Here is a 5,287-nt window from a genome sequence, read left to right as displayed (position 1 = left end):
CCTCGGCCTCGCGGATGTTGCTGAACGGCTGCACCTCACCGAAGTCGGCGATTACCTGATCGTAGGTCGCCCACGCCCGGTACTCGTCGTCGAGCGCCCCCTGCAGCGCGCGGACCTCGGTCTCGTTCAGTTCGGACTGCCGTACGGTCATGGACGTGTTCCTGGAACAGCTTGCTTCGCTAGACAGGCCGGCGGCCTGGTCTCACGGATTTCTTGTCCGTTCGATCGAATCCCCCCATGCGACCGGTTATCTCCTCGATTCCATAACGCGTTTCAACGCTTCGGTATAGTAGAGCCCGAATGCCGTTTTCTACCTTTGATGCCGATCAAGTCGCGGTGGCTTTGCGACGATGTGTCCGAGACAGACTGACCTGGAAGGGATCTCTCTGTTCCGGGAACGCGACGTGCGGGTGCTCTTCCCGAAACACGGCGGCGCCGCCATTGGTTACGGTATTCATGTACGTTGCCGAAGATACGCCCTTAAAAATATTTGACCAACTGGAAGTTCGGGACCCCTCTCAGGACAGCGTGTCCTCGATCTGTTTCTCCGCCGCCAACCAATCAGTGAGCGGATCACCGCCGTCAAAGCCGCGCTCCAAAGCGCGGAAATACGCCGCCTCGGCAATCATGCGGTGACGCTCCTCGGGTGAAATCGCGCCGCTGGCGATGCCTTTCCTCACCGTCGCCACGTTCGGATCGGTAGGTTTGGCTTGCCCTGAGGTTGGACGGCCCTGCGTGGAGAGTGTTTTCTTCGTTTGGATGGCTTTCGTCTGAAGCATGGGGGACTCCTTTCCTACGTTGCCAGTTGGCCTTGTTTTGATTGGTGCTGCCTTGCCTTGCGGATAAGGTAGAATTACATACTACTTGCTATCCCTTTCGCGGCTTGGCAAAACGATTGTGTAATTTATAGCGTGCAAACGAAAGCGCACATTGACGTGCGTCAAAAAAAGGGCTAACCCGGCACGCGCACATGTTTAACTTGGGCCCTTCGTCACCGGCGCCGATCCCGGGGAACATGTGGCGTATCTCAGAAGTCGAACGATAGTGCCCAAAGGCTGGAATGGCCGAATTCACCGGGTGCTACCCCGCTGCCCTATTCTGTAGAATGGCAAAGAATCTGGCTAACTTTTGTTTCTTGAATGAGCGATATCTTAAATGAACAACACTTGGATCTTGGTCGCCCATCGCGGCGGCGCGCGCGTTTTTGAAAACACAGGGCCGGGCCAAGGCCTGAACCTGCTGCAAGACATCCCGCATCCGCAAGGCAAGCTCAAAAGCAAGGACATCGGCTCGGACAAGCCGGGCCGTAGCTCCGGCAGCCACGGTGCCCGGACCTCCTTTCAGCAGGAGCAGGAACCCGCTGCGCACGTCGCCGAGGTGTTCGCCAAGCAACTCGCCGAATTGCTCGATGATGGCCGTGTCGGGCAGCGCTACGGCAGGCTGGTGCTGGTCGCGGAACCGCATTTCCTCGGCCTCTTGCGCACCGCGCTGTCGTGCGAGACCGCCGCGCTCGTCACCGTCGCCGTGAACAAGGACCTGGGCCATGTGGAAGCGCACGAGTTGCCGAAGCATCTCGAAGGCGTAGTGCGGATCTAGTCAGGATCAACCGCTTGCCCTATCATCGCGAGTCTGGAGCGCGACACCGACTAGCCAGCGTCGTCGCAACACCAATTTCGGACGAACAACGACGTGTCCCTGGATTTTTCCTCCTGGGTAAGCATTCAACCTGTCCCCGCCACCGTGACCAAAACGTGACGCACTCCAGTCCACTCCTGGCCACTTCTGTCACTCTGAGTCACGGACGCGCGGAGCCGGGGCGCGTATGTGGTAGATTTTCATGACTCTGGATTTGGGGAAGTGGATTCACACGGCAGGGGTCGCAGGTTCAAGCCCTGCATCGCCCACCATTTTTCAGCTGTTACTCCAAGTGCTTATCGGATAAAGGTAGCTCCTGCCGTCGACAGCAGTGTTCGCTACTTCGACCCTGGCATCGTCACCATGTATTCAAGTGGTTAGCGGATCCAAACTGGTCGCCTCGCTGTCACCGTGATCGAAATTGTGCTCACCGCACCGTCCACCCCAGCGTTCCCGATTCGCTAATGACGCCACATGGAATTGTCTGCCCCGGTCTGGTGAACGAGCTATTCTCGTGGAAACAACATTACCGCGGGTTGTATTTAAATGCCGGTGGCGGCGTGATTAGCAATTCACCATGCACACCTGTTGCCGCGTGAACAGTAATTCGCCAGGGACACGGGTATCAGGGTTGGTTCCAGCGTCCGAATTCACCGGCTCGGCGAAGCGTAGTTTTTGACCGGACTTCCGCCATCTCCGGAACGTTAGGCTACCGCCGCAGGAACACGCCATTTGATCATCGCAACTTTCACCGCATCGTTCACGATAAGGCATGACCCCATCGCATAAGCAAATATCGCGAGCGTCTCCCACCAAGGCAATGGCATGAGTCCCGGGAGACCCACGCACGTCAGGACGGTACCTATGAGCGCATCCGCCATGAGAGCCCCCACGAGAGTCTTGCTGGGCATCGTTGCCCAGAACCGGTGCCGCTCCCGCGCGGACACGATGGAGAACACGGCAAAGTAGAGCAGCGTCAGGAAGCTGAAGGTGTAGAGGGCATTGTTGTCGGTCGCCAAACCGAAACGCGACCACCCGATCCATAGTAGGAAGAGCGCCTCCGCGACCATCGCGACGCCCAGCACCACGGACACCGTAATGAAGCCCCCGATGTTCCACGTCTCCGGTTTCCTGGACGGGCGAACGTGATCGGTGGCGAGGGCGATCTTGGCGAAGTCCGTCATGAAGACCAGCAGCAGCATGGCAAAGGCGGAGACAACGAACTTGCCGGTTACCACGAACGCGATGGCCACAAAAGCCGCCTTCAGGATCGTCCGGCTGATCTTATTGATGATCCACGTCAGGATGCGCTGGTAGATCGTCCGCCCCTGCTCGACCAACGCCACGATGTTCGTCAGCCCTGGTTCGGTCAGAACCACGCTCGCGGCGCCCTTAGCAACGTCGGTGGCGGTGCTGACGGCGATACCCACTTCGGCTTGGCGTAGCGCGGGCGCATCGTTGACGCCGTCGCCGGTCATGCCGGTCACATGCCCCGCGGCTTGCAGGTGCTGCACCACGATGAATTTGTCTTCCGGATACACTTCGGCGAAACCATCGGCACCCGCCAACAAGTCAACCGCCTCGTTACCGGCCTGAGCGCTCGCCGCCTTCAGATCCGCCACACGCCGGATATTGGGCAGCCCCACGCCGTGCGCGATTTCGCTCGCCACCGCCAATGCGTCGCCGGTGAGCATCTTCACCGGAACGCCGAGATCGTGGAGTGCGGCGATGAGTTGCTTGGCGTCCGGTCGAGGCGGATCATACAACGTCACCAATCCGACTAATGCGGGCGTGCCCGTCTCGGGGCCGCGTGCCACCGCCAGCGTCCGATATCCTTTTAGCGCCGATTCGCTGACCCGCGCCTCCAACGTCTCAATCGCCGGGGGCTGGAGCCCGCAGGCTTGGGCGACGGTTCGCACGGCGCCTTTCATCACGCGCAACCGCTGCCCGTTCTGTTCGATCACGGCTTCCGTCCGTCGGTTTTTTGCATCAAACGGCGCGAAGGAGATTGGCGTGACGGCAGGCAAGCCATCGAAGACGTGTCGCTCTTTTGTCGCGGCAAGGAACGCCAAGTCAATCGGATCCTGGTTGGACTCTTGAGATGCGAGCGTGCCGGCGAACAGCACGTCGGATTCTGTCGCGTGCCCCAGCGGAATCACGCCGGTGACGGCCAGTTGGTTCATCGTGATCGTACCCGTCTTATCCACGCAGAGCACGTCCATGGTCGCGGCATCCTCCGCGGCACTGAGGCGCGTGACCAGCACGCCGCGCTTCGCCAGCTCCTTCGCCCCGACGGCCATGCTGACAGTGAACATGACGGGCAGGGCGACCGGCACCGCGCTCATCAACAGCACGAGCATGAGAGGAACCATCTCAAGGAGCGGCACGCTGCGAATCAGCGATAGCACGACCACCACGCTGAGCAGCGCGCCGACGATGACGAAGAGCCAGCGGACCACCTTGGCCACCACATATTCGATGTGGAGCTTCGGACGTGCCTCCTGCACGAGTTCTGTGGTGCGGCCAAAGTAGGTCTTCGCCCCGGTCAGGATTACCACGCCGTTGCCTTCGCCCCGGCGGACAACAGATCCCGACGAGAGCACTCCGCCGGGGGCCTTGTCGACATCCTGTGACTCGCCGGTGAGGGCCGACTGGTCGACGCTCAACGCTCCGGTGAGGAGTTTCACGTCCGCCGGGATGATATCGCCGGGGCGTACGCGGAGGATGTCACCGGGGACCAGCTCGCGAGCGGGAATGACCTGCCAGCTCCCCTCGCGCAGCACGCGCGCACTGACCTGCAACCGTCGGCGCAACGTTTCGACGACGCCGGCAGCCCGGTGCTCCTGCATGAAACCCAGCACCGCATTGACAACCAGCAGCGCGCTCACCACGGCGAGGTCTGAATATTTCCGGAGGAAAGCCGACAGGAGCATGATCAGTTCAAGCATCCACGCCGACACGCCCCAGAATTTCCCGAGGAATTGGAGTACCGGGTGCGATTTCTTTTCGGCCACCTCGTTGTAGCCGTGCGCTTTTCGACGAGTGTCCACCTCCGCACGCGTGAGTCCCGTATCGGAGTTCACATCAAGCACCGCGAGAGTGGCGGGAACCGGCGCGGAGGCGATGTCAGGGAGCTTAGCGTTTGCTGGCTTCGAAGGCGCCGGCTCGGATTTATTTGGGGTCGTTCGCATAGTGAACATTCTTTCTGACGCCTGCCGTTTTACACAGATTTGCCTGCGTTGGTCGCGCCCCACTTCCAATTCCGAATCTCCGGCATGTCCTGGCCGTGTTTGTCGATGTATTGCTTGTGCTCGATCAGCTTGTCCTTGAGCTGCTGTTTCAGGTAGATGCCCTGGTCGCCGGTCTGCGGCAGGCGGTCGATGGTGTCCATCACGAGGTGGAAGCGGTCCAGATCGTTCAGCACCGTCATGTCGAAGGGCGTGGTGATGGTGCCCTCTTCCTTGTAGCCGCGGACGTGGATGTTGTCGTGGTTGGTGCGGCGATAAGTCAGCCGGTGGATCAGCCACGGGTAGGCATGGAAGGCGAAGATGACCGGCTTGTCCTTGGTGAAGAGCTCATCGAACTCCATGTCGCTTAACCCGTGCGGGTGCTCGGTTTGCGGCTCCAGTTTGAACAGGTCCACGACGTTGAC

At 60.1% G+C, this 5,287-nt stretch carries 3 protein-coding genes and 1 pseudogene; 1 reads left to right on the top strand and 3 read right to left on the bottom strand.

The window, feature by feature from the left end; genetic code table 11:
• Positions 1-518: 518 nt before the first annotated feature.
• Positions 519-779, bottom strand: coding sequence for a DUF2934 domain-containing protein (locus tag WB402_RS05430; RefSeq protein ID WP_424205894.1), 261 nt, complete (start codon positions 777-779; stop codon positions 519-521).
• A 376-nt stretch (positions 780-1,155) separates the two neighbouring features.
• On the opposite strand from WB402_RS05430, the gene WB402_RS05425 reads away from it, so the two are divergent.
• Positions 1,156-1,596: a host attachment protein gene (locus WB402_RS05425; protein WP_424205893.1), complete on the top strand. Its 441-nt coding sequence runs from the start codon at positions 1,156-1,158 to the stop codon at positions 1,594-1,596.
• A gap of 743 nt (positions 1,597-2,339) precedes the next feature.
• On the opposite strand, the gene WB402_RS05420 is transcribed toward WB402_RS05425, so the two are convergent.
• Together WB402_RS05420 and WB402_RS05415 are read right to left on the bottom strand one after the other, a co-directional pair.
• Entirely contained in the window at positions 2,340-4,826 is a 2,487-nt protein-coding gene (locus WB402_RS05420; RefSeq protein ID WP_424205895.1) for a plasma-membrane proton-efflux P-type ATPase, read from the bottom strand.
• Positions 4,827-4,855: 29 nt separating this feature from the next.
• Positions 4,856-5,287: pseudogene (locus WB402_RS05415) on the bottom strand (phosphoketolase); the annotation flags it as partial.

The sequence above is a fragment of the Sulfuricaulis sp. genome (assembly GCF_049587675.1).
Lineage (GTDB): Bacteria > Pseudomonadota > Gammaproteobacteria > Acidiferrobacterales > Sulfurifustaceae > Sulfuricaulis.
Note: the sequence above shows the minus strand (reverse complement) of the source record. Positions and strands in the feature narration are given on the sequence as shown.